Source organism: uncultured Varibaculum sp., from assembly GCF_902489465.1.
Lineage (GTDB): Bacteria > Actinomycetota > Actinomycetes > Actinomycetales > Actinomycetaceae > Varibaculum.
In genome coordinates this window covers 1-23,475 of the sequence record NZ_CABTZZ010000012.1, presented here as the reverse complement: position 1 = coordinate 23,475, position 23,475 = coordinate 1, and the positions used below count along the sequence as shown (strand labels likewise).

18 protein-coding genes are annotated in these 23,475 nt (G+C 49.8%); 9 read left to right on the top strand and 9 right to left on the bottom strand.

Translation table 11 applies throughout. The features are described 5' to 3' along the window. Nucleotides 1-92: 92 nt before the first annotated feature. The 4 genes from RDM26_RS03775 to RDM26_RS03760 all read right to left on the bottom strand — a co-directional run bounded on the left by RDM26_RS03775 (nt 93) and on the right by RDM26_RS03760 (nt 5,957). Nucleotides 93-2,900 (bottom strand): FtsX-like permease family protein, encoded by a 2,808-nt coding sequence (locus tag RDM26_RS03775; RefSeq protein WP_307737705.1) that lies wholly within the window; start codon nt 2,898-2,900, stop codon nt 93-95. After that, nucleotides 2,901-3,650, bottom strand: a complete 750-nt coding sequence (locus RDM26_RS03770) for an ATP-binding cassette domain-containing protein (protein WP_307737704.1) — start codon at nt 3,648-3,650, stop codon at nt 2,901-2,903. It abuts the gene before it with no gap. A 66-nt stretch (nt 3,651-3,716) separates the two neighbouring features. Further along, nucleotides 3,717-5,258 carry a hypothetical protein gene (locus RDM26_RS03765; RefSeq protein WP_307737703.1) on the bottom strand — a complete coding sequence of 514 codons (1,542 nt, stop codon included), beginning with the start codon at nt 5,256-5,258 and terminating at the stop codon, nt 3,717-3,719. Next, nucleotides 5,259-5,957 carry an ATP-binding cassette domain-containing protein gene (locus RDM26_RS03760; RefSeq protein WP_307737702.1) on the bottom strand — a complete coding sequence of 233 codons (699 nt, stop codon included), beginning with the start codon at nt 5,955-5,957 and terminating at the stop codon, nt 5,259-5,261. It abuts the gene before it with no gap. A gap of 132 nt (nt 5,958-6,089) precedes the next feature. On the opposite strand from RDM26_RS03760, the gene RDM26_RS03755 reads away from it, so the two are divergent. Together RDM26_RS03755 and RDM26_RS03750 are read left to right on the top strand one after the other, a co-directional pair. Then, nucleotides 6,090-7,496 (top strand): histidine kinase, encoded by a 1,407-nt coding sequence (locus RDM26_RS03755; RefSeq protein ID WP_307737701.1) that lies wholly within the window; start codon nt 6,090-6,092, stop codon nt 7,494-7,496. Beyond that, a complete protein-coding gene (locus RDM26_RS03750) occupies nt 7,477-8,163 on the top strand; it encodes a LuxR C-terminal-related transcriptional regulator (RefSeq protein ID WP_307737700.1) in 687 nt (228 codons plus the stop codon). Before RDM26_RS03755 ends, RDM26_RS03750 begins: the two co-directional genes overlap by 20 nt. A gap of 68 nt (nt 8,164-8,231) precedes the next feature. Here RDM26_RS03750 and RDM26_RS03745 read toward each other — a convergent pair whose 3' ends face one another. Beyond that, nucleotides 8,232-9,413: an amidohydrolase family protein gene (locus RDM26_RS03745; protein WP_307737699.1), complete on the bottom strand. Its 1,182-nt coding sequence runs from the start codon at nt 9,411-9,413 to the stop codon at nt 8,232-8,234. 250 nt (nt 9,414-9,663) lie between these two features. Between RDM26_RS03745 and RDM26_RS03740 the strand changes: the two genes are divergently transcribed. From RDM26_RS03740 to RDM26_RS03720, 5 genes are all read left to right on the top strand, one after another. Next, nucleotides 9,664-10,467: a sugar phosphate nucleotidyltransferase gene (locus RDM26_RS03740; RefSeq protein ID WP_307737698.1), complete on the top strand. Its 804-nt coding sequence runs from the start codon at nt 9,664-9,666 to the stop codon at nt 10,465-10,467. A gap of 189 nt (nt 10,468-10,656) precedes the next feature. Beyond that, the gene (locus tag RDM26_RS03735) at nt 10,657-11,952 is read left to right on the top strand and encodes an extracellular solute-binding protein (protein WP_307737697.1); all 1,296 of its coding nucleotides are present in this window, start codon (nt 10,657-10,659) and stop codon (nt 11,950-11,952) included. A gap of 372 nt (nt 11,953-12,324) precedes the next feature. Beyond that, nucleotides 12,325-13,203 (top strand): ABC transporter permease subunit, encoded by an 879-nt coding sequence (locus RDM26_RS03730; RefSeq protein ID WP_307737724.1) that lies wholly within the window; start codon nt 12,325-12,327, stop codon nt 13,201-13,203. Next, a complete protein-coding gene (locus RDM26_RS03725) occupies nt 13,196-14,128 on the top strand; it encodes an ABC transporter permease subunit (RefSeq protein ID WP_307737696.1) in 933 nt (310 codons plus the stop codon). Before RDM26_RS03730 ends, RDM26_RS03725 begins: the two co-directional genes overlap by 8 nt. A 297-nt stretch (nt 14,129-14,425) precedes the next feature. Then, entirely contained in the window at nt 14,426-15,784 is a 1,359-nt protein-coding gene (locus RDM26_RS03720; protein WP_307737695.1) for a U32 family peptidase C-terminal domain-containing protein, read from the top strand. 215 nt (nt 15,785-15,999) lie between these two features. Here the strand turns inward: RDM26_RS03720 and glpK are convergent, their stop codons facing one another. Beyond that, on the bottom strand, nt 16,000-17,526 hold the full coding sequence (glpK, locus tag RDM26_RS03715; protein ID WP_307737694.1) for a glycerol kinase GlpK: 1,527 nt from the start codon (nt 17,524-17,526) through the stop codon (nt 16,000-16,002). 58 nt (nt 17,527-17,584) lie between these two features. Next, nucleotides 17,585-18,406: an aquaporin gene (locus RDM26_RS03710; protein ID WP_307737693.1), complete on the bottom strand. Its 822-nt coding sequence runs from the start codon at nt 18,404-18,406 to the stop codon at nt 17,585-17,587. A 188-nt stretch (nt 18,407-18,594) separates the two neighbouring features. Here RDM26_RS03710 and RDM26_RS03705 point away from each other — a divergent pair, with 188 nt between their 5' ends. Both RDM26_RS03705 and RDM26_RS03700 read left to right on the top strand, forming a co-directional pair. Beyond that, complete coding sequence (locus RDM26_RS03705) at nt 18,595-19,596, top strand: sugar-binding domain-containing protein (protein ID WP_307737692.1); 1,002 nt, start codon at nt 18,595-18,597, stop codon at nt 19,594-19,596. 9 nt (nt 19,597-19,605) lie between these two features. Continuing rightward, entirely contained in the window at nt 19,606-20,868 is a 1,263-nt protein-coding gene (locus tag RDM26_RS03700; protein WP_307737691.1) for a UDP-N-acetylmuramate dehydrogenase, read from the top strand. 86 nt (nt 20,869-20,954) lie between these two features. Here the strand turns inward: RDM26_RS03700 and RDM26_RS03695 are convergent, their stop codons facing one another. Then, nucleotides 20,955-22,304 carry an MFS transporter gene (locus RDM26_RS03695; protein ID WP_307737690.1) on the bottom strand — a complete coding sequence of 450 codons (1,350 nt, stop codon included), beginning with the start codon at nt 22,302-22,304 and terminating at the stop codon, nt 20,955-20,957. 112 nt (nt 22,305-22,416) lie between these two features. Next, complete coding sequence (locus tag RDM26_RS03690; RefSeq protein ID WP_307737689.1) at nt 22,417-23,154, bottom strand: glycerophosphodiester phosphodiesterase family protein; 738 nt, start codon at nt 23,152-23,154, stop codon at nt 22,417-22,419. Nucleotides 23,155-23,475: the final 321 nt, after the last annotated feature.

Here is a 23,475-nt window from a genome sequence, read left to right as displayed (position 1 = left end):
AACACTATTTGAGCTGATGATACTTTATTGGGGGGCGCTGCCTGGCAGCGCCCCCCAAAGTGCAAACGGGCTATTGACCCATCTGCTGCTGTTTACTCGTCAGCACTAGCTAAAGCAGCTACCGGGCTGGCTTTAGCGGCTTGACGACCGGGCAGCACCGAGGCTAGGAAACAGAACCCTTCAGTTACCAGGATTATTATCCCTAACCACAGCCACGGGATTTGCAGGTGAATATCCTTTGGACTTATTAAATCGCTGAAAGGCATACATTGCATCACGAACCATGAGAACAGTATCGACAATGCAATCCCTACGATCAGCGCCCCTAACCCGATTAGCATCCCCTCGGTTAGTAGCATGGCGCGAATCTGTTTTTGAGTAAAACCGACCGCTCGGAGCAGGGCGTTTTCGCGTTTGCGATCTACTACTGAAAGGCTCAAAGTGTTCGCTACCCCCACCAGGGCGACCAGGGCAGATACCCCTAATAGCGATAGCAGAATGGTCATCAGTACTTTAAGCACCAGATTTATGGAAGCCGTAATCATTACCCCTCCAGTTTCCGCTAAAGAATCTGCCGGAGCCAAGATAGATAGGTCCTGTATATCCTCCATAATCTCGGTAGGCGTTTTTTCCATATCCATTTTGAGGATTACGCCTGCCGGATTTTTCCCGGTTTCACTGGGGGTAATACCGTCTAAATCTGCTCGCGAAAGTACCAGATAGGAACCAAATGCAGAGCTAGGGAAGGCTTGATTCTCTTGTGGAGGAGTCTTTAAAGCAACCGTCAGCTTCTGTCCGCTAGCAAAAGTTAAGGTCACCTTGCTAGGGTGTTTCCTCTCGTCCTCGGTCATTAGCCAGGCGGTGCCTTTTTGAGGGGTTTTAACCTGATGACGTAATACCGCCTCGGGGTTATCGGGCAAACCGACCGCTAAAACTGACCGGTTTTCAGGCTTTTGGTTGCCGGAATCGGTGGCAATCGCATCCGAAGTGTTTCCCGTTTCCCCCTCTTCGGGAGCCGAGCTGGCTGTTGCTTCTTTCTCGCCCTCGTAAGCTTCTACCCGTTCGAGCGCTAAGTTCAGTTGAACCGGTTTACCGTTTTCATCATGAGCCTCTTTGATAATCCGAGAGGGCAGGGAAGCAACCTTAGTTACGCTCTGCAGTTTCGGTAATTTCTTGGTTATCTCCTCCGGCATCTGATGGGATTCATTTACGGCAACTAGCGACATATCCACTGAAAAACGCCGGTTTAGTTCATCAGTGATGGTGCTTTGTAAAGATATCGTGCCTACCAAAATAGTGGCCATTAAGGTTACCCCTAATACCAGGGCAGTCCCGGTAGCTCCAGTGCGATTAGGATCGCGTTTTACATTTTCTCCCGCTAATTTCAAAGTAGCAGAGCGGGAGGCGAAAGGCCGCGTTAGGGCAGCTGTGAATGCCGGAAGGAAACTGCGGCAAGCTAGCAGCGCGGCTAAGAAAATAAATAGGCATCCTGCCAGGGCACAGCTCAGCGCGATGGCCATAGCTTGATCGTCTTCCTGCCCCTTATTTAGCCACGCCAACGTCCACAACCCAGCTCCCACCAGTGTAAACAGTGCCATAAACACGCCGCGTGCGATATGGCGTTTCTTCTTGCCCATTTTGGTTAGCTCCATGGGGTTCAAGGCAGCTACCGGCAAGATTTTCGCTAACCCCAGGGTGGGACGCATTCCGCCAATCAAAGGCACTATTATCCCGGTTAAGAGCGATACCACTGCCGGGGTGAAACCAATTACTTGGGCAGCTTGGGTAAATGAGCCAATCATTCCGGTGGCTACTGCCACCACAACCGAGGCAGTCCACCCTAAGGCAGTTCCCAGAAGGGCAGAGATTACGCCCACCATAATGCATTCGGAAAATGCCGAACGCCTGATTTGAGAAACGGTAGCCCCCACGCAGCGTAGCAAGGCGGTTTCTCGCCTCCGCCTAGCTAGAACCACCTGGAAAGTTACGGAAACGATTCCAATACATACCAGTACCGCTAGCAGTGGGAAAGCTAAGGAAGCCGCTTGCATTGCCACAGATTTGGCTAAATCGGAATCGGATGATTTTTGCAATGCATCTACGGTAACTACCCAGCCGTCTTCGGATAATAGTTTATTGTCATTTAGGTATTTTCCGAGTTTTTGTACTACCGCTTTTGGGTTTTGCTGCGTGTTTATCAGGATTTTCGAGGGTGATTCCTTTGAATAATCGCTAAGTGTTTTGGTTAGCTGGGCGGAGTAATATACATCCGGTAGGTTCCCGATTCTCATCGTGGCATCTTGCTTAACTGTGCCGGTAATCGTAACCGGAATGGTTTTTTCTTTCGCGCTGTGCTCGTGTACTAGCTCATCGGTTTTCAGTTCAATCTGGTCACCGATCTTGGTTTTGCCGTTTTCCAGGTAGCTTTCGCCTAAAATTATTTCATTTTTCCCGGTAGGATAACGTCCCTCAGCTAAGGGAGGACGATAATAGCCTTTAGGCAATAGTCCTGTCCCGGACAGATAAATGTTTTTCTCATTGATATTGGCGAGCGTAACTAGATAATAAAGCGGCTGTAAGTCAAGGTCTTCACCAACTGCGTTACGAATAGCGTCTTGTTTTTTCAGAATAACTTCATATTCGTTATCGGGTGTTTTTTCCCAGCTTAAGGTTCCCTGTACTGCCTGCGAGCTATCGGGATTGTCCAGATCTACCTCTCTGGTTATCTGTACCTGGGTATTCTGGTTGAATTGGGTTTGTCCTACCCCCATCACCCAACTCATAACGGAGGCAAAACTGCTGGCTCCGCAAATAAAAACACAGCAAATAATGATGGCGATGGCGGTTGCTACATATTGGCGGCTGTGCGCTTTCAGGTTTGCTTTTGTTAAAAACAACATTTAGATCACCTGTGCCAGTTCTTCGCGGCTGGGTTGGTTAAGTTCTTGGGTTACTTGCCCGTCGCGAACCACCAGTACCCGGTCAGCTACCGAGGCGGCGCGAGCATCATGGGTTACCATCACTACGGTTTGTCCCAACTTGTCTACTGCTTCCCGCAGCAGTTTTAGTACTTCCATTGACGAGGACGAGTCCAGGTTTCCCGTGGGCTCATCAGCTACCAGCAGGGCTGGTTTGGCTACCAGGGCGCGAGCTACCGCTACCCGCTGCTGTTGTCCCCCTGATAGTTCTGCCGGTTTATGGGTTAGGCGGTCTTGTAAATTCAAGATTTCGATAATCTGTTTTTCCCACCTAGGAGCAGTTTTCTTTCCCGATAGCAGCGCGGGCAGATGGATATTTTCGGCAGCCGTCAACGTGGGAATCAGGTTGAATGATTGAAACACAAACCCGATATGGTCGCGGCGAAACTTGGTGAGTTTAGTGTCGTCCATAGCGGCCAGGTTTTGCCCGGCAACCGTAACTAGTCCGCTGGTAACCGCATCTAGTCCCGCTAAACAATGCAGCAAAGTTGATTTACCGGAACCAGAAGGCCCAACGATGGCAGTAAATTGACCGGAGTAAATATCCACGTTCACCCCGTTGAGGGCGCGTACTTCTACTTCTCCTTGCCGATAAATCTTGTAAACATCTTTTAAGCTCACTAAAGAACGTCTATTGGCTGGCGTTTGCGGATAGTTTCCATTTTGAATCATGGCTGCTCTTTCTCTAGTTCGTCCATTTATATCTACGAAAGTATTTTCTTTTCTTCTGATCCACCATCACTTAGGCAATGATTTTTTCTTATAGCTAGCTCTACCTGGCATAGGGGATTGGGATACACTGCCGCTCCGGTTAAGTGCCATAAAGGTCCCTACCTGTACTAATACACTTACCGCTAACATGGCTGCCATCGGGGCAGTAATCTTTAGGGTTGTTTGTAGCTCTTCGCTTACCCCTATACCGCCACCAGCTACCAGTAAGGTTAAAAATAGGATTACCCCCAGGATTAGCTGGCTGAATCCGAAAATATAGGGCAAGATTATTTCCCACCATTTTGCTCTGCGAATAGTACGTGGCGGGCATCCTAACTGAAGCAATAGGGCTTTTTGGGTGCGGCTTTGCTCATTATCTGCAGTGGTGCTCACGGCTACGCAAAGACAGGTGAGGGCGGCTACTAAAATTGCGGTAATCAGCCATCCGCTGCGAATATCGGTTTGCAGTAGGGAAAGAAACTCGCCCTCGTCGCTTAAAAGTGACTGCCAAGCCCCGGCGCTTTCGCTGGAACTGGTGAGGATAGGTTCGCTAGATCCTTTCCAAAGATAGGGAAAAATAGTTAAGAACATGAAAGATAGCAGGTAACTTAGCGCTAAGGATAGTACCGGGGTGATTGATACCCAGTATCTTTGTGGGTGGAAGCGGATATTTCGCACTGCTAAAAGCAAACTTAAGTGGCGAGTGCGGCTGAGCGGCCAAACCGCTAAGGAGAGGGCATTTGCTGGTAAAAATATTCCAAAAATCCAGGCGAAAAGTATACAAAATAGGAATATCACTACCATTAATAACAGGGGAGTTAGCGGGAGAATAAACGCTAGCCCCGGAATCGAGACCAAGCAGGCACCGATAATTATTAATCCTATGGTTGCCCCTGACAGTTCTCGGACTCTGCTGCGGGGGCGTAAGTAGCGGGGAATGCCAGTGTATTTACGGGTTAAGCTCAGCGCTTTCAACAGGGGAACTATGGCTAATACTAAGAAAACTATTATTACTGCCTTAATTGGCGGGATCAGGTTAAATCCGCCTAGAGGAATTCCTAATAGTTTCAGCTTTCCTAATAGCGGCACAGATGCACAGTAAAGCGCTACTCCTCCCAGCCATCCCAGCCCCGCATAGGCGAGTATCGATACTGCACATACGACCAACCTGGTGTGAAACGGAGCCCCTAATTTTCCTAAAGTGTTCAATAACTCAGCTAGTCGGCGTTCATCTAGGGTTAAACGGTTCCACCACAAAATAGTTAAGGGAAAAATAATCAGAATTACCGCAGCGGTAAACATTAATCCGTACAGTACGGTCACTACGTCTGCTAATTGGTTCCCTAAATCCGATTCATGCAGCGAAAATAAGTCTTGTACCGAGCCAGCACATTGAAAATCTGCTCCCGAGGGGCAAAAGACTCCCAGACGGAAAGCCGCCTTTATTCCTCCTAGCAACAAACAAATACTATAAGCAGTCAAACAAGCTGAGAAAAGTGACAAAAACTCCGCAGTTTTCGGATAATGGAAACGCCGCGACCAGCTATAAAGAAGTTGTAGGGTTCGCATTTAGTTTTCCCCAGGATTCTCCGGCAAAGGCGTTTTGCTTCTATCGGAAACTATCAGTCCGTCCCGTAAAGTAATCGTGCGTTCGCACCAGCTAGTGTCCTGGGAATTAAGGCTAGTTATCAGCAGGGTGGCTCCCATTTGATGCGCGGCAGTAGATAGCACCTGCATAGTTTCTTGCGCCGTTACCTCATCTAAACAGTCAGTCGGCTGGTCGGCGATAATTATTTCTGGTCTGCCAACTAGGGCGCGCGCCAGAGCTACTTTTTGGCGTAGCGCTGCCGATAGATTCCCACTTATTTGACTACTAATGGTTTCTAAACCCAGTTTTTCTAGCTCTCTTTGAGCCCGGGACATCGCCTCGGCGCGCCCTATCCGTTTTAACAGCAGTGGTAAAGCCACATTTTCCCGTACGCTCAGCTGGTCTACTAACTGCTCTGATTGGAAAACAAATCCAAATTTTTGCCGGCGTAGCGCCAGTAAATCTCTCCGGGAGTACTCTTTAAGTTGGCTACTGCCCAAATAAATCTCACCACTAGAGGGCGCAATAATTCCGCTGAGCAGGTAAAGTAGCGTAGTTTTTCCTACCCCGGATGGCCCGGTAAATGCTACCTGGCTGGCAGTGGGAATCTGTAAATCAATCCCCGCTAAAACAGTGCGTGAACCATAAACCTTAGTCAATGCGCGGGTAGATATATCCATATTCTCTATTGTTGCGAACTGCTTTCAATCCGGTTAGCACCTTAGAGCTAGTTTTTAGGTAGTGCTAGCTCTACCTAAATAATAGTGAGGGCGCTCTGTCGGAACGCTTGCGCTTGCCAATAGGATAGAAACATGCAGCGAATAGATCCCTTTTTCCAGGGAATAAACGACAAAAAACGGGTGGCTCCCCGCATGGCGCTGCTGCTAGGGCCAGCCTATTTTGTAGTAGAACTCTTAGCGCTGCTAGTACATTTTGCGTTCATGCTGATTCATCCTAAAAAAGCTCGCATTACCCTCGCCAACTATACCTGCGCAGTGCGGTATCGCGCCGGCGCAATGCTCGGTAAACCGGACGCGAACATTTGGCATCTTTGGGTGATTCCGGGGAATGATTCTTTATTTACTGGAGAGGGAAAACTTATCCAACCAGCAAAAACCAGCCGAGACATCCCTATATTGCTGTTTTGCCTGTTCGTTAATGCGATTAGTTTCTGGGCGCTAGTAGTTTTAGGTTACCTGGTAACCCAGTTCTTTCAGTTCTATTTCGGACGGCTGCTAGCGCCGCTATCGTTGGGGGACGGTTCGCCAGATTTAATCGCGACCATCGCGTTGTGGCTGGTATTTAGCCTAGGAGCGGCTATTTATCCGCGAATCATCTATTCGTTAGCGCAAGACAATCCGATGGACGAGCAAGAAATCAGGCAGCTGCATCGTTCTCGCCGAGAAATCGTAGATGCTTTCGAGATTGAACGCCGCCGGATTGAACGCGACCTGCATGATGGGGCGCAACAGTACTTGGTGGCAGCTTCCATGAAAGTTGGAGAGGCAGAGCTTTCTCTTAGTTTGCTGGAGCAAGAATTAGCGAAGGCTGTGGCTTTAAGGGACGCTGATTCTAGTCAAGACCGGCAGCCGACAGTATCCGGGGGAGCGGTATTGGGCGAGGATACGCCTCCTAGAGCATCTGCCGGTTCTTTAAACTGTTCTGTGAATCAGGAATCAGTCTCCGTGCCACAGTTCAGCGCAAAAATACAGGAGGTACTGTCTTTACTGCGACAGGCGCAAGACGCTAACGATAGATCCTTAGTGGCGCTCAGACGCACAGTTGCGGGAGTGCATCCGAAAGTATTGTCTGACAAGGGACTAGCGGAGGCGGTGCGAGACGTGTGCGCAGATTCTCCGGTGCAAGTTGAGATGCATCTGCCGGAAGAGTTACCGTCTCTACCTGCTGGAGCCGCTGCTGCCGCCTATTATTTGGTGTGCGAATCTTTAACTAATATCGCCAAACATGTTGCAAATCCTAAAGCATCTCTGCTGATAGTTGCGGGTTCTTCCCTGGTTATTTCCATAGTGGATAATGGGGGTGGGGGTGCGAAAATCATTCCGGGACACGGCTTGGCAGGTTTGCAGGCACGCCTAGAGGCTTTCGGGGGAAACTTGCGGATAGTTTCGCCTCTGGGCGGACCAACTACGGTGCGCGCCGAGATTCCGATTCTAATTCCTAGCGTTGAGGAGGACGGGTTTGAAAATCATCTTGGCTGATGACGCGACTTTGATTCGGGAAGGCTTAGCGGGGCTACTGGAGCGACTAGGGAATCAAGTAATCGCTCAAGCCGAGGACGCGCCCTCCCTGTTAAAAACAGTCGATCAGGTATACCGGGGCGAGCAGGTTCCCGATATTTTGATAACTGATGTGCGAATGCCTCCAGGTATGAGTGACGATGGCTTGCGCGCTGCCGTAAAGATTCGGGAAAAATATCCTGACCTGGGAATCATGGTTCTCAGCCAGTATGTGGCTCCCGCCTATGCGGCTCAGCTTTTTAGTTCCGAACAGTTTTCACTGCCAGGAAATCATGCGGGTGGTACCGGTTACCTGTTAAAAGAGCGCGTGTCGCGGGTAGCAGATTTTTTGAATGCGCTCAAAACCGTGGCTAGTGGCGGGGTAGTGGTGGATCCGGAAGTAGCGGTTAAGTTGGTGCGGGAACGCAGTTCTGCTCTTTCCAGTCTTACTCCTCGCGAAAGCGAAGTTTTAGAGCTGATGGCGCAAGGTTTAGCGAATGAGGAAATCGCGGCGAAACTGTTTCTATCCGGCGCATCGGTGGCTAAACATATTGCGAATGTGTTCATGAAGTTGGGTTTAACCCCGGATGAACCCAACCGCCGGGTGCGAGCCGTCCTCGCCTACCTGACCGCCACCGGTTTGCGTTAGCTAGGCGAACCGGTGGCTGCCGTTTTTGAGCAGTGGAAATAACCTTAAAACAGCTTAGCCAACTGCGCTTAACTCGCTATTGTGGCTGGCTCGATTTCTTCACCCTGCCTAAATAGTCGTTGTATCTGATAATCAGAATCTAAGAGCATAAAGCTAGGTTTGCAGCCAGCAGTAAAGCGGGTAGTTACCCCGGGAGCGTCCTCGGGAATAGAGGCTGCCTGTACCGGGGTGCCCACGCAAGCACGAATCAGTTTCGCTAGGGGGATTTGTCCGCGCCGAGCAAAGAGGGCGAACTGATTGAGCAGGCAGGAAGCCCCACCCGAGAGGGTATTAGTTCCATCCAGATAGCAGGCTCCGTTCTTTACTTCAACCTTTAATCCTCCCAAAGTGTATTTACCGGGAGGCATACAGGCGGCCGCCAACGCATCAGTTACAAAGAATAGGGAAGCGTCGGGGAAAGTAGCGAACATATCTTCCACCAGTTCTGGTTTCAAATGATGTCCGTCAGCGATAACCTCAACGCCTGCTGTTCTGTCTTTTGCCGATCGCAAGAACTCGATAATCGGGCCGGGAGAACGGTGATTAATCGGGGACATGGCGTTAAACAGGTGAGTAACGGTTTGCGCGTATCCCTGCCAGTTAAGTTCGCGGGCGGTTTTAACCGTGTAATCCAAAGCCAGGCGGGCTTGATCCTCGTTACAGGAAGTGTGACCCCAGGAGGGAACCGCTCCATATTTGAGTAACAGTTTCGCGGCCGCGAGGGCATTATCGGTTTCCGGCGCGATAGTCATGGTTTTAAACCAGCCTTGACCAGTCTTAAGCCAAGTTTCAAGCTCCGTTAAATCAGCTGGGCGGATAACTTCTGGGTTTTGTGCCCCACATTTTGCTTTCGAGATAAAAGGACCTTCTAAATGCAAACCCGCAAGCTCGCCCTTTTCGCAGAAAGGAATCAGCGCCTTGATATAGGGCAGGGGGTCAGCCAGAGAAACCAGGGAAGCAAATAGGGCGGTTGTACCCCCGCTGCGGTGTGCTTTAATCGCGGTAGCTATTTCCTCGGGGTTAGTGGTGTCGGGAAAAGAAAACCCGCCACCTCCATGGCAGTGAACATCGACAAAACCGGGAACAATGAGCGGCCAATTTGCATCAGGAGTTCCCGGGATGACCTCGGTTAACTGGTTGCCATCTAGAACTAGACCGCTTCCAATCTGGTTTCCGAAACCATCAAAAACTCGCCCTTTTATCGTGGTCATCTCGGTTGCTCCCAACGCGCTGTTAAAGTTCAAACACTTTAACTTTACGCCGGCCACTGCGCCTGAACAATGCTGTCGCTCAGGGAAACAGCCAGGTTAATAAGGATGCTGGCTATTAATAGTTCATCAAAACCGGGTTTTCCTCACTTTTATTGGGTATTTGTTTACCAGCTTCGCAAGGTGGTGAGGCTACCTAGCTTGTTAGTATTGAGTAGTAGTTTTTCTAAATCTGGTTTCAAAGGTGATTAATATGGCGGTTACTAAAGCAGTTATTTTGGCTCGCGGACTAGGTACCCGGATGCGCGCAAATGACGAATCTACTAATCTCTCTGGCGAACAAGCCGCCGCCGCTTCGGCAGGTACCAAGGGATTAATTAACGTTGGGCGACCTTTCTTAGATTACGTAATCAGCGCCTTTGCTGATGCCGGAATTAAAGAGGTCTGCCTGGTAATCGGTCCAGAACATGATGCGTTCCGTAACTACTATGACAACGTAGAAAAGAATCGGGTAACCATCACCTATGCGATTCAAGAAGAGCCGTTAGGAACCGCAAACGCGGTCGCGGCTGCCGCAGATTTTATTGGTAAAGATCGCTCCTTGGTTTTAAACTCTGATAACTACTACCCCTTGCCGGTATTAAAGCAATTGCTGCAAGCCCCAGGGCTTGCGGTAGCCGGGTTTTCGCGGGCAGAGTTAATCGCGAACTCTAATATCGAGGCAGAACGGGTTAAGGCCTATGCAATCATGGATGTTAGTGACGGTTTGTTGAATAACATTATTGAAAAGCCCTCTGACGTGGAAATGGCGGCGCATCCTGACGCCCCGGTCAATATGAATTGTTGGCTATTTGACCAAAGTATTATTACCGCTTGCGATAATATTGAGCCCTCGGTGCGGGGAGAATACGAACTTACGGATGCAGTGCGTTATCTAATTCAAAACGGTTCGCAGATTAAGGTGGTTCCAGTCGCTTCGGGAGTGCTGGATATGTCCTCCCGTAAAGATATAGGTGCGATTAAAGACGCTTTGCAGGACGTGAAGGTTAATCTCTAATCAGCGTAAGCAACCTGGAAGGTGCCGCCTCGGTGTTTTAACTCAGTTTGATATTTTTTTAGATACGAAAATATCTCATTTTCATATCAAATTCGGGAAAATTTCAGGAAGAAACCAGTTTTGCTATAATCCTTAATGAGTTTTCAATGACTCGCATTGTAGCGGGTCAGCTCAACAAGGAGGTTTGATTTGTCGCGTAAGCTAAAACGGAGTATTGCTCTCGCTGGCGTAGTCGCAATGGCATCATTGGGGCTAGCTGCCTGTGGCGGTGCTGATGACAAAGCCGGTTCTGCAGACAGCAACAGCAACGAAAAGGTAGAAATTGAATACCTACACCGTCTTGACAATGCCGATGATGCAGTAAAAGTTCAGACGATTGTTGATAAATGGAATAAAGAAAACCCGAACATTAAGGTAACCCCGAAGAAATTCGACGGTAAAGCTCAAGAGCTAATCAAGAAAGTACAGACTGACACCGACGCAAAGAATGCGCCTTGTTTGTACCAGGCCGGTTACGCTGACTTGGCTGAACTATACGTAAAGGGTCTAGTACAGGACGTTAGCAAGTATGCTACCCAGTACAAAGACAAGTACCTGCCCGGTCCGTTCGATTCGATGGCGGTAGACGGAAAGTACCTAGGACTTCCGCAGGATACCGGCCCGCTGGTCTACTTCTACAACAAAGCAGAATTTGACAAGCTGGGTCTGAAAGTACCCACCACTTGGGAAGAATTCACCACCACCGCGAAAGCTGCCGCTGAAAAAGGCAAGTACATCGTGGCCTACGAAGGTGACGAGGGCGCCCAGATCTTCTCCGCTATGACTGCCGCCGCTGGTGGTCAGTGGTTCGGAGTAGAAGGCGATGCCTGGAAAGTTGATACCACCGATGAAGGCTCTGCGTCCGTTGCTGCTTTGTGGCAGAAACTACTTGACGAAAAGTCTGCAAAGGTAGTTGGTCGCTGGGCTGACGAATGGGCTCCTGCTGTTCAGAAGGGCGAAATCATCGGTACTATCGGTGCCGCTTGGGAAGCTCCGCTGATCGCTGGTGACGCTCCTGACCAGTCCGGTCAATGGGCTATTGCTCAGCTGCCTGGTGGCGCATCCGGCCCTGATGGTGGTTCTGGCGTAGTAGTTTCCAAGACCTGTGAGCATCCTGAACAGGCCATGAAGTTCAACGCTTGGTTCAACGAGCAGGTTGATGATCTAGCCAGCCAGGGTCTGGTTGTAGCTGCGAAAGCAACTCCTAAAGCGCCTGATTATGCCAAGTTCTATGGTGGCCAGGACGTAATTAAAGAGTTCACTACTGCTAACACCAATATGAAACCGTTCACCTTCCCGCCCAGCTGGTCGGTACCTCAGGGTTACCTCAGTGGTGAAGGCGGCGCTGCTGCTGGAGACGGCACCATGAAGGTTGCAGACGTGTTCAAGAATTCGGGCGATCAGCTCAAGGACGCCTTGAAGAAACTGAATCTGGAAGTTAAGTAACTAAGTTTCAGGCTTAGTTGATGTTCTTGGATACCGGATGTACCCACGTAACATCAGGGAGGCACCTACCATCCCGCAAAGTTGGTAGGTGCCTCCATTTCTATATCTGATATTCCGTAGATTATCTTTACGAATTTCAGGCCGTATACCGTATATCCCAAACTGTTGAATGAAATAAAATATACGCATCCACTTTCTGGTGCATACCAATAATCTTTAATACAAATACGTGGGGATTTAAGCATGAGTGCTACTAAAGTAAAAAAGCGTGAACCAGCAGGTAATGCTGATACGCTCCCACCTGAGGCAGGGGTCGCAAAGGAGCGAAAGACGCCTCGAGCAAGAAAGGAAGCGTTGACGGGCTGGGCGTTTATGGCTCCGTTCACGATTCTGTTCCTGTTTATTTTTATCCTGCCGATTTGCATATCGGTATTTTCAAGTTTTTTCCAAGTTAAAACACAAGGTGGCGGCGCATTCGGTGGGGGTGAATCTCAGAATGTTTTCGTCGGCCTGGAGAATTACCAATACGTTATTTTCTCCGGAGCCTTCTGGGCAGGAATCGGCCGGGTAATCCTGTACACCATAGTGCAGGTACCAGTGATGATTATCGCCGCTCTCGCTTTGGCGCTACTCATTGATTCCCTAATCGTTCGCCACGTAACTGTTTTCCGTTTAGGTTGGTTCTTGCCCTATGCGGTACCAGGGGTAGTTGCCGCTATTATTTGGCTGTGTATTTATACCCCGGAAGTTTCCCCGCTTAACTCCCTGGTCGAGGCTTTCGGCGGAGACCTCACTATTAACTTCTTCGGCAAGAAAATGATTTTGCTTTCTATGGCCAATATGACTACCTGGACCTTTACCGGCTACAATATGCTGATTTTCCTGGCAGCTTTGCAAGCTATTCCCCATGATTTGTATGAGGCGGCTCGCCTTGATGGCGCCAGTAGCTTCCAGATTGTCACCAAGATTAAAATCCCGATGGTGCGGGGAGCAGCCCTGCTGGCAATCCTGCTGTCCATTGTGGGAACGATTCAGCTGTACAACGAGCCAGCGGTGATGGAAACCAGTCAAAAGTGGATGGGCTCTGCCTATACACCGATGATGATGGCGCTTAATACCGCGAAAGGATATATGTCGCCTTCAGGGGACGGCCCGGCGTCTGCAATCGCCATCGTTATGGCGCTAATCGCCGGTATTTTGGCAGTTGCATATTTCTTAGCCGATCGGAAACTAGGTGGTAGTAATGACTAAGAAAACCGCTGTTACCCCTGGTGGGGTGGAGTATCGCCCCTCTATCAAGGGCTTACAATCACGTTCCTTGAAACCGGCAATGTGGTCGAAAATCCTCGCCATCTTGGTGATGATAATCGTCCTAATCTATTTCATTTTCCCGATTTACTGGGTGATCATCGCTTCTACCAAAACTAATGCCGAGATTTCCGGATCCTTCGGTTTCTGGTTCGCTCCGCATGATGATTCTGGGTCTGTTTGGGAAAGCACCAAGGCTAACTACGTCGGGTTGCTCGGCTGGACCAAGAATATGGTTTGGCGCTGGATTGGTAACTCCCTGTTCTACTCAGCCGTTGCTGCTACTATCGGAACCTTGGTAAGCGTTATGGCGGGCTACGCGCTGGCGAAGTTCAAATTCCCCTTTAAGAACGGTACTGCCGGGATTATCATGGCCGGTCTGCTGATGCCGGTTTCGATTCTGACCGTTCCTATGTATGTGATGTTCTTGCATATGGGACTAAATAACACGATGGCATCGATCATTGTTCCTTGCTGTGTGTCACCATTCGGGGTATTCCTAGGGCGCGTATATGCCCAAACTTCGGTGCCAACCGAGCTACTGGAAGCAGCACGTATTGATGGGGCGGGAGAATTCCGGATCTTTTTCGGCATGGTTTTGCGTCTACTAGCACCCGCTATGGTGACGATTTTCCTGTTTATCTTCGTAGCGACTTGGAACAACTTCGTGCTACCACAGCTGATGATTTCTTCCGAAGAGCTCAAACCGATCACCTTGGGTCTATATGGCATGGCTTCCTACTTCTCGCCGCCCTATGGACAAATGATGATGGCATCGCTATTCGGTATTATTCCGCTGATTGTGCTGTTCCTGGTACTGCAAAAGTACTGGCAGTCCGGTCTGGCAGCGGGTGCGGTGAAGGGATAAACAGTTTAGTTCCTTTTAGCATCTGCCAGATGCTCATCTAAATAAAGAGGTGGGAGGCGCGATTTTCGCGCCTCCCACCTCTTTATTTGACCGGGAGCCCAACTCTTCCGTTTTTCCTAGTTTTTAGGCTACGTTAGCGTTACTGATGGTGCTGCCGGCCTTTATACAGGAGGCTAAGGCTTATCGCATATCACGCTGGAGGCACTGTTTTCAGCTTCATTCATCCTCGTTGCCGATAAAGAGGCGATCTGTCGAATTAAGGTAGGAAAGTTTAGGGGAAAGGGGTGAATCTAGCTATTGTTGTCCAATCTTTCGTATCCTTATCTGGTGCACACTGATAATCCCGAATACTCTCCTTCGATCCTAAGGCGCTTAAACCCAGAGGTACTGGCACCAGCCGGTAATCTCAACACCCTAAAAACTGCTATCGATTTCGGGGCAGACGCGGTTTATTGCGGTGGGAAAGCTTTCGGGATGCGCGCGGCTCCCCGCAATTTCAGTCTCGAAGATTTCGAGGAGGCGATCAGCTATGCTCACCAGCGAGGCGCGCGGGTTTATGTAACCTGCAATATCTTGCCGGACAGTGATGAAGTTGTGGCCATGAACGAATATATGGGACAGCTAGGCGAGATTGGGGTAGACGCCCTCATAGTTACCGATATTGGGGTTTTAATGGCAGCGCGTCGGGTTGCGCCCGATACGGATATTCATATCTCCACTCAGGCAGGAGTGACCAACTATCAGGCCGCTGAAGCTTTAGCTGCCCTGGGGGCTAGCCGGGTAGTCCTGGCACGCGAACTTGATTTACCGGCAATCCGGATGCTGCGCGCTCACGTTTCTCCCGAACTTGAGATTGAAGCATTCGTACACGGCTCAATGTGTATGGCTTTTTCTGGGCGCTGTCTGATTTCTCAACACACCACCGGGAGGGACGCTAACCACGGGGATTGCGTGCAAGCATGTCGCTATAAATATCACGTGGTGGAAGAGAAAAAATCCGGGAACTGTATTCCGGTTGAAGTAACCGATCAAGGTACTTTTCTTTTTAACTCCCAAGATATGAATATGGTGGAACACGTAGCAGACGTGATAGATGCCGGGGTTACCAGCTTAAAAATAGAAGGACGTGCTAAAAGTGCCTACTATGTGGCTGCCATGGCGAATGCCTATAAATGCGCGGTTAATGAATATATGCTGCAACGTGGTTTCGAAAATGTGCAAGGGCAAGAGCTGAAACCCCTTATTCCCGGCGAATCAACGGATAAGGTAGTGCTGCCTGATTGGATTGGCCAAGAGCCCTATAAAGTTACCCATCGTGAATACTCAACCGGTTTTTATTATCCCGAGAACCCGGCCAGTGAATCCATTACCAAGGGAGGATATATAAATTCTTGGCGTTGGTTAGGTAGCGTTCGCGAACACCGGGCAGATGAAGGACGGGTCTATATCTTAGCGAAAAATAAAATAACCCCCTTAATGCCTATCGAGTTTTTAATTCCTGGTGCGGGGCCAATTGAATACCAAATCCCTGACCATGATTTACGGGATGAATTTGGACATGAAGTACCAGAAATCAATCATCCCGCACACGAGTTTTCCTTTCCTTGCTCATTGCCCCTGCCAGCTGGGGCAATGATTCGTGCCAAAGTGCGTTAAAGGGCTGAAATCCTATCACTGACATCCCTAAAACTCTCATCGTTTGCTGCCGATAGCTACTTGGAAATCCTGGTAACTGGACATTGAAAATGCGGGTTCGGAAAACAAAAGGTTTTCCGAACCCGCATTGGAGGTTTCACTATTTAGTTATTACAGGTATTACCCCGATATGCCACACAACAAGTATTTTCTTGCGTGACTAAACGCCTTGATGACTAGGCGTTCTCTACATCGGTATCTACCCATTCGAAGGTGCGAGTTACCGCTTTCTTCCATAGACGGTAGTTGCGGTCGTACTCTTCGCGATCTTTACCCGGCTCCCAGCGTTTGCCTTCTGCCCAGTTATCAATCACATCTTGTTCACCGTCCCAGAATCCCACGGCGATACCGGCAGCGTAAGCTGCACCCAAAGCAGTAGTTTCTAGTACTTCAGGACGAACCAGGGGTACACCCAGCTGATCGGCCTGGAACTGCATAACCATTTCATCCTTGGTCATGCCGCCATCTACCCGCAGTTCTTTCAGCTCTACGCCCGAGTCCGCTACCATCGCGTCGAATACCTCGCGAGTCTGATAAGGAGTAGCTTCCTGTACCGCGCGGGCAATGTGTCCCTTGTTGTTGTAGCGGGTTAGACCCACAATCGCACCCCGGGCATCGTCCTTCCAATAGGGGGCGAACAAGCCAGAGAATGCGGGCACAAAGTAGACGCCACCGTTATCATCAACTGTGCTGGCCAGCTTTTCAATCTCATCCGAGCTCTTGATCATTCCTAGGTTGTCGCGTAGCCACTGTACCAGCGAGCCAGCAACCGCAATCGAACCCTCCAAGGCGTAAACTGGCTTGTTATCACCAATCTTGTAAGCCACGGTAGTTAGCAAACCATTTTCAGAAAATACCGGTTCTTCACCAGTATTCATCAGTACGAAGCAACCAGTACCGTAGGTGTTCTTTGCCATGCCTTTCTCAAAACAGGCCTGACCGAAAGTAGCAGCCTGCTGATCGCCCAAAATACCCGAAATCGGGGTGTCAATCAGCAAGCCGTTCTTACGGCCATAACCGTAGACCTCGGAAGAGGAGCAAATCTCCGGCAGCATCGACATGGGAATCCCAAAGTCTTTGCAGATGTCTTCGCGCCACTGGAGGGTGCGAATATCCATCAGCATGGTACGGGAAGCATTGGTGACATCGGTCTTGTGTACCCCGCCGTTCACGCCGCCAGTCATATTCCACAGTACCCAGCAGTCGGTGTTACCGAACAGCAGGTCTCCGGCTTCTGCCTTCTCGCGTGCGCCCTCGACATTATCCAAAATCCACTTGATTTCTGGACCTGAATAATAGGTAGATAGGTCAAGCCCGCAAATATCCCGGTACTTTGACATTCCCTCTTCGCCGGCGAGTTCCCGAATAATCTGCGAGGTACGGGTATCCTGCCAAACAATCGCGTTATATACCGGTTCCCCAGTATTCTTGTCCCAAACGACTACGGTTTCTCGCTGGTTAGTAATCCCGACTGCGGCAACTTCGTGCCGGTTTACCTGGGCTTTTTGTAGCGCATCAGCTACGCAGGAGCGAATATTGTCCCAGATCTCAATCGGATTGTGCTCAACCCAACCGGCCTTCGGGAAAATCTGTTCGTGTTCTTTTTGTCCTACCGACACGATTTGTCCGCCGTGGTCGAACAAAATCGCGCGCGAGGAGGTAGTCCCCTGGTCAATGGCCATTACATATTTTTTTTCGGTCATATCTCTTTTCTTCCTTTAGGGTTTTTCTATTTGTCTTTAAACAGTCTTCCTAAGCTTCCTAGGCAGCCATACCCACGCCGACTACGATCAGCGGAGTGATGATGGCAGCAATCGTGGGGCCAACAATCGGAACCCAAGAGTAAGCCCAGTCAGCGTTCGGCTTTCCGCCCTTCATCGGGAGCAAGCTAAACATGATACGCGGCCCCAAGTCACGAACCTGGTTGATGGCGTATCCGGTGGGGCCACCCAAACCAATACCGATGACTACGATACAGAGAGCCACCGCCAAGGGGCCTACCTGAGTCGGGGTGCCACCAGAAACCATGACGAAGGCGAGTAGACCGAAGGTGCCGATGATCTCGGTGAGAGTGTTCCATCCATAGGAACGAACCTCAGGCGCAGTAGAGAAGCACCACAACTTGGGGCGAGGATCTTCCATCTGCAGGTCGAAGTGCTTCTTGTAAGCCAAGTAGGCGATTAGCGCACCAACCATCGCCCCCAATAGCTGGGCAACAATATAAATGCACACATTCATGCCGGTAACAGGAATGCCACCATCAGCAATACTGGGGCCATTGAGGGTTACTTTGCTGTCCAGTCCGTGCCAGACAGCTTTCATGATGGTAACTGCCGGGTTAAGGTGACCACCGGTCTTATAGGCAGCATACACACCCATGTACACTGCCAAACCCCACCCAAAGTTGATCATTAACCAGCCGCCGCCGTTACCCTTTGATTTCAAAAGGTTATTGGTGCAGCAGGTGCCAACACCAAACATGATGAGGATGGCGGTGCCAAAAAATTCTGATGCGAAGATTTCTCCACTACCTGGGGTGGCTGTTGCCATTGGTACCAGGAGATCATTCAATGTCGCAAACATGCGCGCTCCTTTGCGCTAGGTTATGGGATTATTTCTTATTCAATTTTGTTAGGTCATGGTTAAAAGTGAGAAATCTTTTGCGATGCCTCTCACTTTTTCCCAATGGTCTACTTCCATTTTTTGCTTTCGGACACTAATGTTCAACATAGTAGAACAAACGTGCGCACATAAGTCTCGAGGTGAGATTTTTGTCAAAGGAAGTAAAACCAACCGAGGATCAGTTTACCGAAGAGAATGTCAATAGAGATGAATTGGCACGCGCTGCTGCCCTGGCTTATTACGTACAGGGACAAACTATGGAGGCAATCCGCCGTCGCATGGGAGTGTCCCGCTCTACGGTGTCTCGCCTGTTGTCATATGCCCGCAAGCGCGGAATCGTCACCATTTCGGTGCAAACCTCAAATACGCCGCACACCCGCTTAGAGCGACAATTGCAGGACCGATTTGGGGTAAATGTACACATAGTGGAAATGCCTCCCGACACTACCCAAAACCGCGTCCTCGAAAACGTTACGAAAACCGCTGCCCAAATGCTAGGGCAGATGGTTAACGACGGTGAAGTAGTAGGTATCGCCTGGGGGAACACCACCACCGAGATGGCCGGTCACATAACTCAAAAGGACGTCGATAACGTCACCTTAGTACAGCTAAATGGCGCGGCCTCTACCGAAACCTCCGGAATCGCGCATGTAGGCGGGATCCTAGCGCGCATGGCTTATCAGTGGAAGGCTAATATCGTGCAGTTCCCGGTTCCCGCTTTTTTTGATGATCCTGCCACTAAAGAGGCACTTTGGCGGGAGGGATCGGTACGGCGCGTCCTCAACTGGCAGGAAAAATGTACTTTAGCAGTGTTTAGCGTAGGGGCATTACGGGCGGAAATTCCCTCCCATGTGTATGCTGCCGGTTATCTCTCGCGCAGCGAGTTAAATAAATTGGCGCTAGATAAAGTGGTGGGGGATGTTTGTACGGTACTTATTAGACCGGACGGATCCTGGAGTGATATTTCCTTAAATCGCCGCGCCACCGGCCCTAGCCCCGATAAGCTGCGTCGTATTCCCCGGCGTTTTTGCGTAGTTGCGGGGAAGAACAAAGCCCAATCCCTGCTAGGAGCGCTTAACGCGGGGGTGGCTACCGATTTGGTTTGCGATAAAGCGATAGCAGAAAAGGTTTGGGCATTAGCAAAGTCCTAGAATAGAACCATGGTAAAAACCGATTTCACTGACGCTTGCGAGTGGATTCCTCCCCACGCCGACCAACAACCCACCCAGCCGGTTCCGGCTTGGTATCGAAGTTACGAAGCTGCCCCGGGCAATGGCGATAGCGCTAAAATCCCGGCTTTGAAGGATATGACCACTATCAAAGTTGGGGGTACGCCCGCCGATTTTATCCCGGTGGATACCGAAGATGATTTCGTGGCGGCAATTCGCGCAGCCGATAAAGAACGCCGTCCCCTGCTGGTGCTAGGGGGCGGTTCTAATCTGCTTTGTGCCGATGAGTTAAATGATTTGGTAGTTATCCAAGATCGGCGCAGCGGCATTAAGGTTACCGAAGATACTGCTTGTGGGGGCGCAATGGTTAGTGCCCCGGCTGGGCAGTCATGGGATGAATTCGTGTGCGGGTGCATCGATAATGACCAGATGGGTTTAGAGGCGCTTTCGGGGATACCGGGAACGGTGGGGGCAGCCCCGGTGCAAAATATTGGTGCCTATGGTCATGAAGTGGCCGAAACCTTGTCTACGGTGCGGGTTTTTGATCGTATCCGTGACGCTATCCGGATTTTGCCGGTCGGGGATTTACGCCTCGGCTACCGCACCTCGATTATTAAGCGCTCCCTCCACGATGAGCAGGCAGGAGGCGGACGGACTTGGAATAATACCGGGCGTTACGTGGTGCTTTCTGCCGATTTTCAACTAGCTCATGCCTCTTTGTCTGCCCCGATTGAATATCAACAGCTGGCCGATAAGTTGGGGGTAAAACTGGGGGAGCGTGCCGATATGCGGCAGGTACGTGAGGCAGTTTTAGAGCTGCGCCGCTCTAAAGGGATGGTACTTGACCCTGCCGACCCCGATACTTACTCTTGCGGTTCTTTCTTTACTAATCCGATTATCTCGAACGAGGATGCACTGAAGCTTCCCACCGCTGCTCCTCGTTTTCCGGTTTATGATTTACAGCTGCGTAATTCCGTTACCGGAGTGGCTCCGAAACTTGAGGGAGTGGTGAAAACTTCTGCGGCCTGGCTGATTTCGCACGCTGGTTTTTCCAAAGGTTTCGCCCTGGATGCTGCGCATGGAGATGACCAGCCAGTGAGGGCGTCACTATCTACTAAACACGTCTTGGCGTTAACTAATCGCGCCTCAGCTTCTAGCGCTGATATTGCCCAGTTGGCAGCCACGATTAAACGCGGGGTGTGGGAAAAATTTGGGGTTGAACTGGTCGAAGAACCAGTTCAGGTAGGTTTCTAAAAGTTTGGGGGTCTCGGATTAGTATCCGAAACCCCCAAACACAATTTATTTAAGCTATAGATTCAATAACCGATTAGTGAATCTTTTTATTCGGTTTCGAGCTTTGCCGCTTCTGTTACCTTGTTATCAGCTTTTTTATTGAAGAAAGCAAGGGTGAAAGCACAAGCTGCCCCGAAAGCTGAAACCAAAATGGTTATCAGGAATAGTTTTCCAAATAGAGGAGCTGCCGCTTCCATCGAACTGGCTTTATTGGCTTGTTCAACAATCTTGCCTGCCCAGGGATTTGCCCAGAAAACCGGGGCATAAGCTAGGAAAGAGCCAACTGCCATTGCGGATCCGTTAATAGCTGCTGGTAAATGTAGCTCAGCTACTGGGGCTAAAATAACGGCTTTACCCATGAAAACCCCGATTGCCATCACCATAAGCAGAATCATTGAAATCCACATAGCAGATTCATTTACCGGCAAAACATAGACCAGACCTGCACCGATAGCGGTAACTGTCAGGGAAACCCCCATCATGACGGTAGATGATTTGAAAATGTAATCAGCTACCACGCCCGAAACCAAACCGGCGAATACCCCGACTAGACCGGTGTTGAAGATACCAAAGGCACCCGAAACGCCGTCTGAGGCTTTGAAAACGATAGTCATATAGGGGGCGGAAGCATAAATCAGGTGAACGTATGCCCAGTAAACACACATGGCGGCCAGTCCAGCTAGCCAGACCCTGGGACGCATTAGCACTTTACCGAGACCTATTAGGGCGGCGAGATTATCCGAGTGGGATTCCTCGTGAGCAATAGCGTTGGAAGGAACCATCTTCAGTAGGGCAATAATCATGGGGATTAGCAATAGTGCGTACGCCATAGCAAAAATCCACATGATGGTTTCTTTATTATCTGGGCGCCAGGCAATTAGCCCTACTACCAGTAGATTCATCAGCATTTCTGATCCGCGGCGAATGGTTTCCAAAAGTCCCATGGCCAGGCCGCGTCCTTTGCTGTTTTCGTCAGAGGTGATGAAAGAAACCCCGTTCACTACGGCGGGCCAGCCGATGGCATCCCATACCGCCCAGGAAATGGCAATAGCAATCATTACTTTGAACGACAGGTTGGGCACCAGGAATAAAATCATGTAGGTGACCAGTCGCCATCCGCACCAGGCAATCAAAATATGCTTGATTTGGAAACGATTGTTTATCCAACCGCCCGGCACGTATAAGAACATGGCAATCCCAATCCAACCCATCAGGGTTCCGAATTGGCCTTCGGTAATACCAAGCATTGCGCATAGGGGCAACAGTAAAGCGCCCTTAAAAGCCTCAAAGGAGGAATAGGGAATCTGACCTGACATAACTACTGTCAGGTAAGAACCTATTTTTCCGCGACTCAAAAAATGCGGCCAGCGCGAAGTTTTTGTCTCGGTAGTAGACATATTTTTCCTTTCATTTAAGGGAAAATCATATTGATTTGGTTGATATATTTATTGGTTGCTTGAAACTCGTGATAGATAACCGAGTTTGGGGGTAAATAGTCGATTGATTGAATTATTTACGGGGAGGAATCAGGTGGGCAGTATCGGTGAATACCCCGGTTACGCCCCAATTGAATAGTTCATTAGCCCGGGCAGGAGAGTTCACTGTCCACACGTTTACCCCAAAACCAGCATCTCTAAATGCCCGCACTTTTTCGCGGGTTAAACCGGTGTCCTCGGGGTGGATATAGCTAGCCCCCACCAGTTCTAACACTGAGCGCCAATCATCGTAGAGGGCGCAAGTTTCATAGAGACATCCCAGGGGAATCTCTGGGGCAAGGGCGTGGAATTCGGATAGTAGTACATGGTTGAAGCAAGAAACAATAACTTCTGGTCCGTCTAGACGTTTTAGTTCCCTGATTACGGCCTTTATGAGCTGGCGGGTCATGGTGGCTCCCGCTTCATTCGACTTTATTTCAATATTGGCGTTCAGTCCGGTTTCGTTCATGAAATCCACCAGTTGATGGAGCGTTGGTAAAGGTTCCCCCGCAAATTCGGGACTAAACCAACTACCGGCATCAATGCTGGGTAAATCTTTGGCAGTTAATTCATAATAACCACCAGTTTTGTTGGTGGTGCGATCTAAAGTGGTGTCATGGCAAATAATGGCAGTGCCGTCACCTAAAATATCAACATCGGTTTCAATCCAGTTAAGCCCATGTTCAACCACTTTTTTGAACGCTGACATGGTGTTTTCGGGAGCTAGAGTGTTTAACCCCCGATGCGCAAATACCCGGTTTTCTAGTTTCATTTATCATTAGCCTTTTCGTTACTAGGTTGCCCTCATTGGCAGACCTACATTAACCAATGAGCACTATATAAAAACCATATAAAAACTGAATAGAAGAGGACGCACCATTCGGGTATTAGCTCCCCATATTTCTTCCCACCTAAGGATTGGACTAGTGCCGGGCTAACGCCAGCGCGATTTAGCTAACGAACGAAAAATAAGAGTCGGGGGGGCGGGGCGGTCAGCGGCGCCACCCCCCCCGCAATACAACAAAACACAAAAAACCCCCCCCCGCAACGCAGCTCCCCTGAGATTTCCGGCTCCCCCGCCGCAACGCCCTTG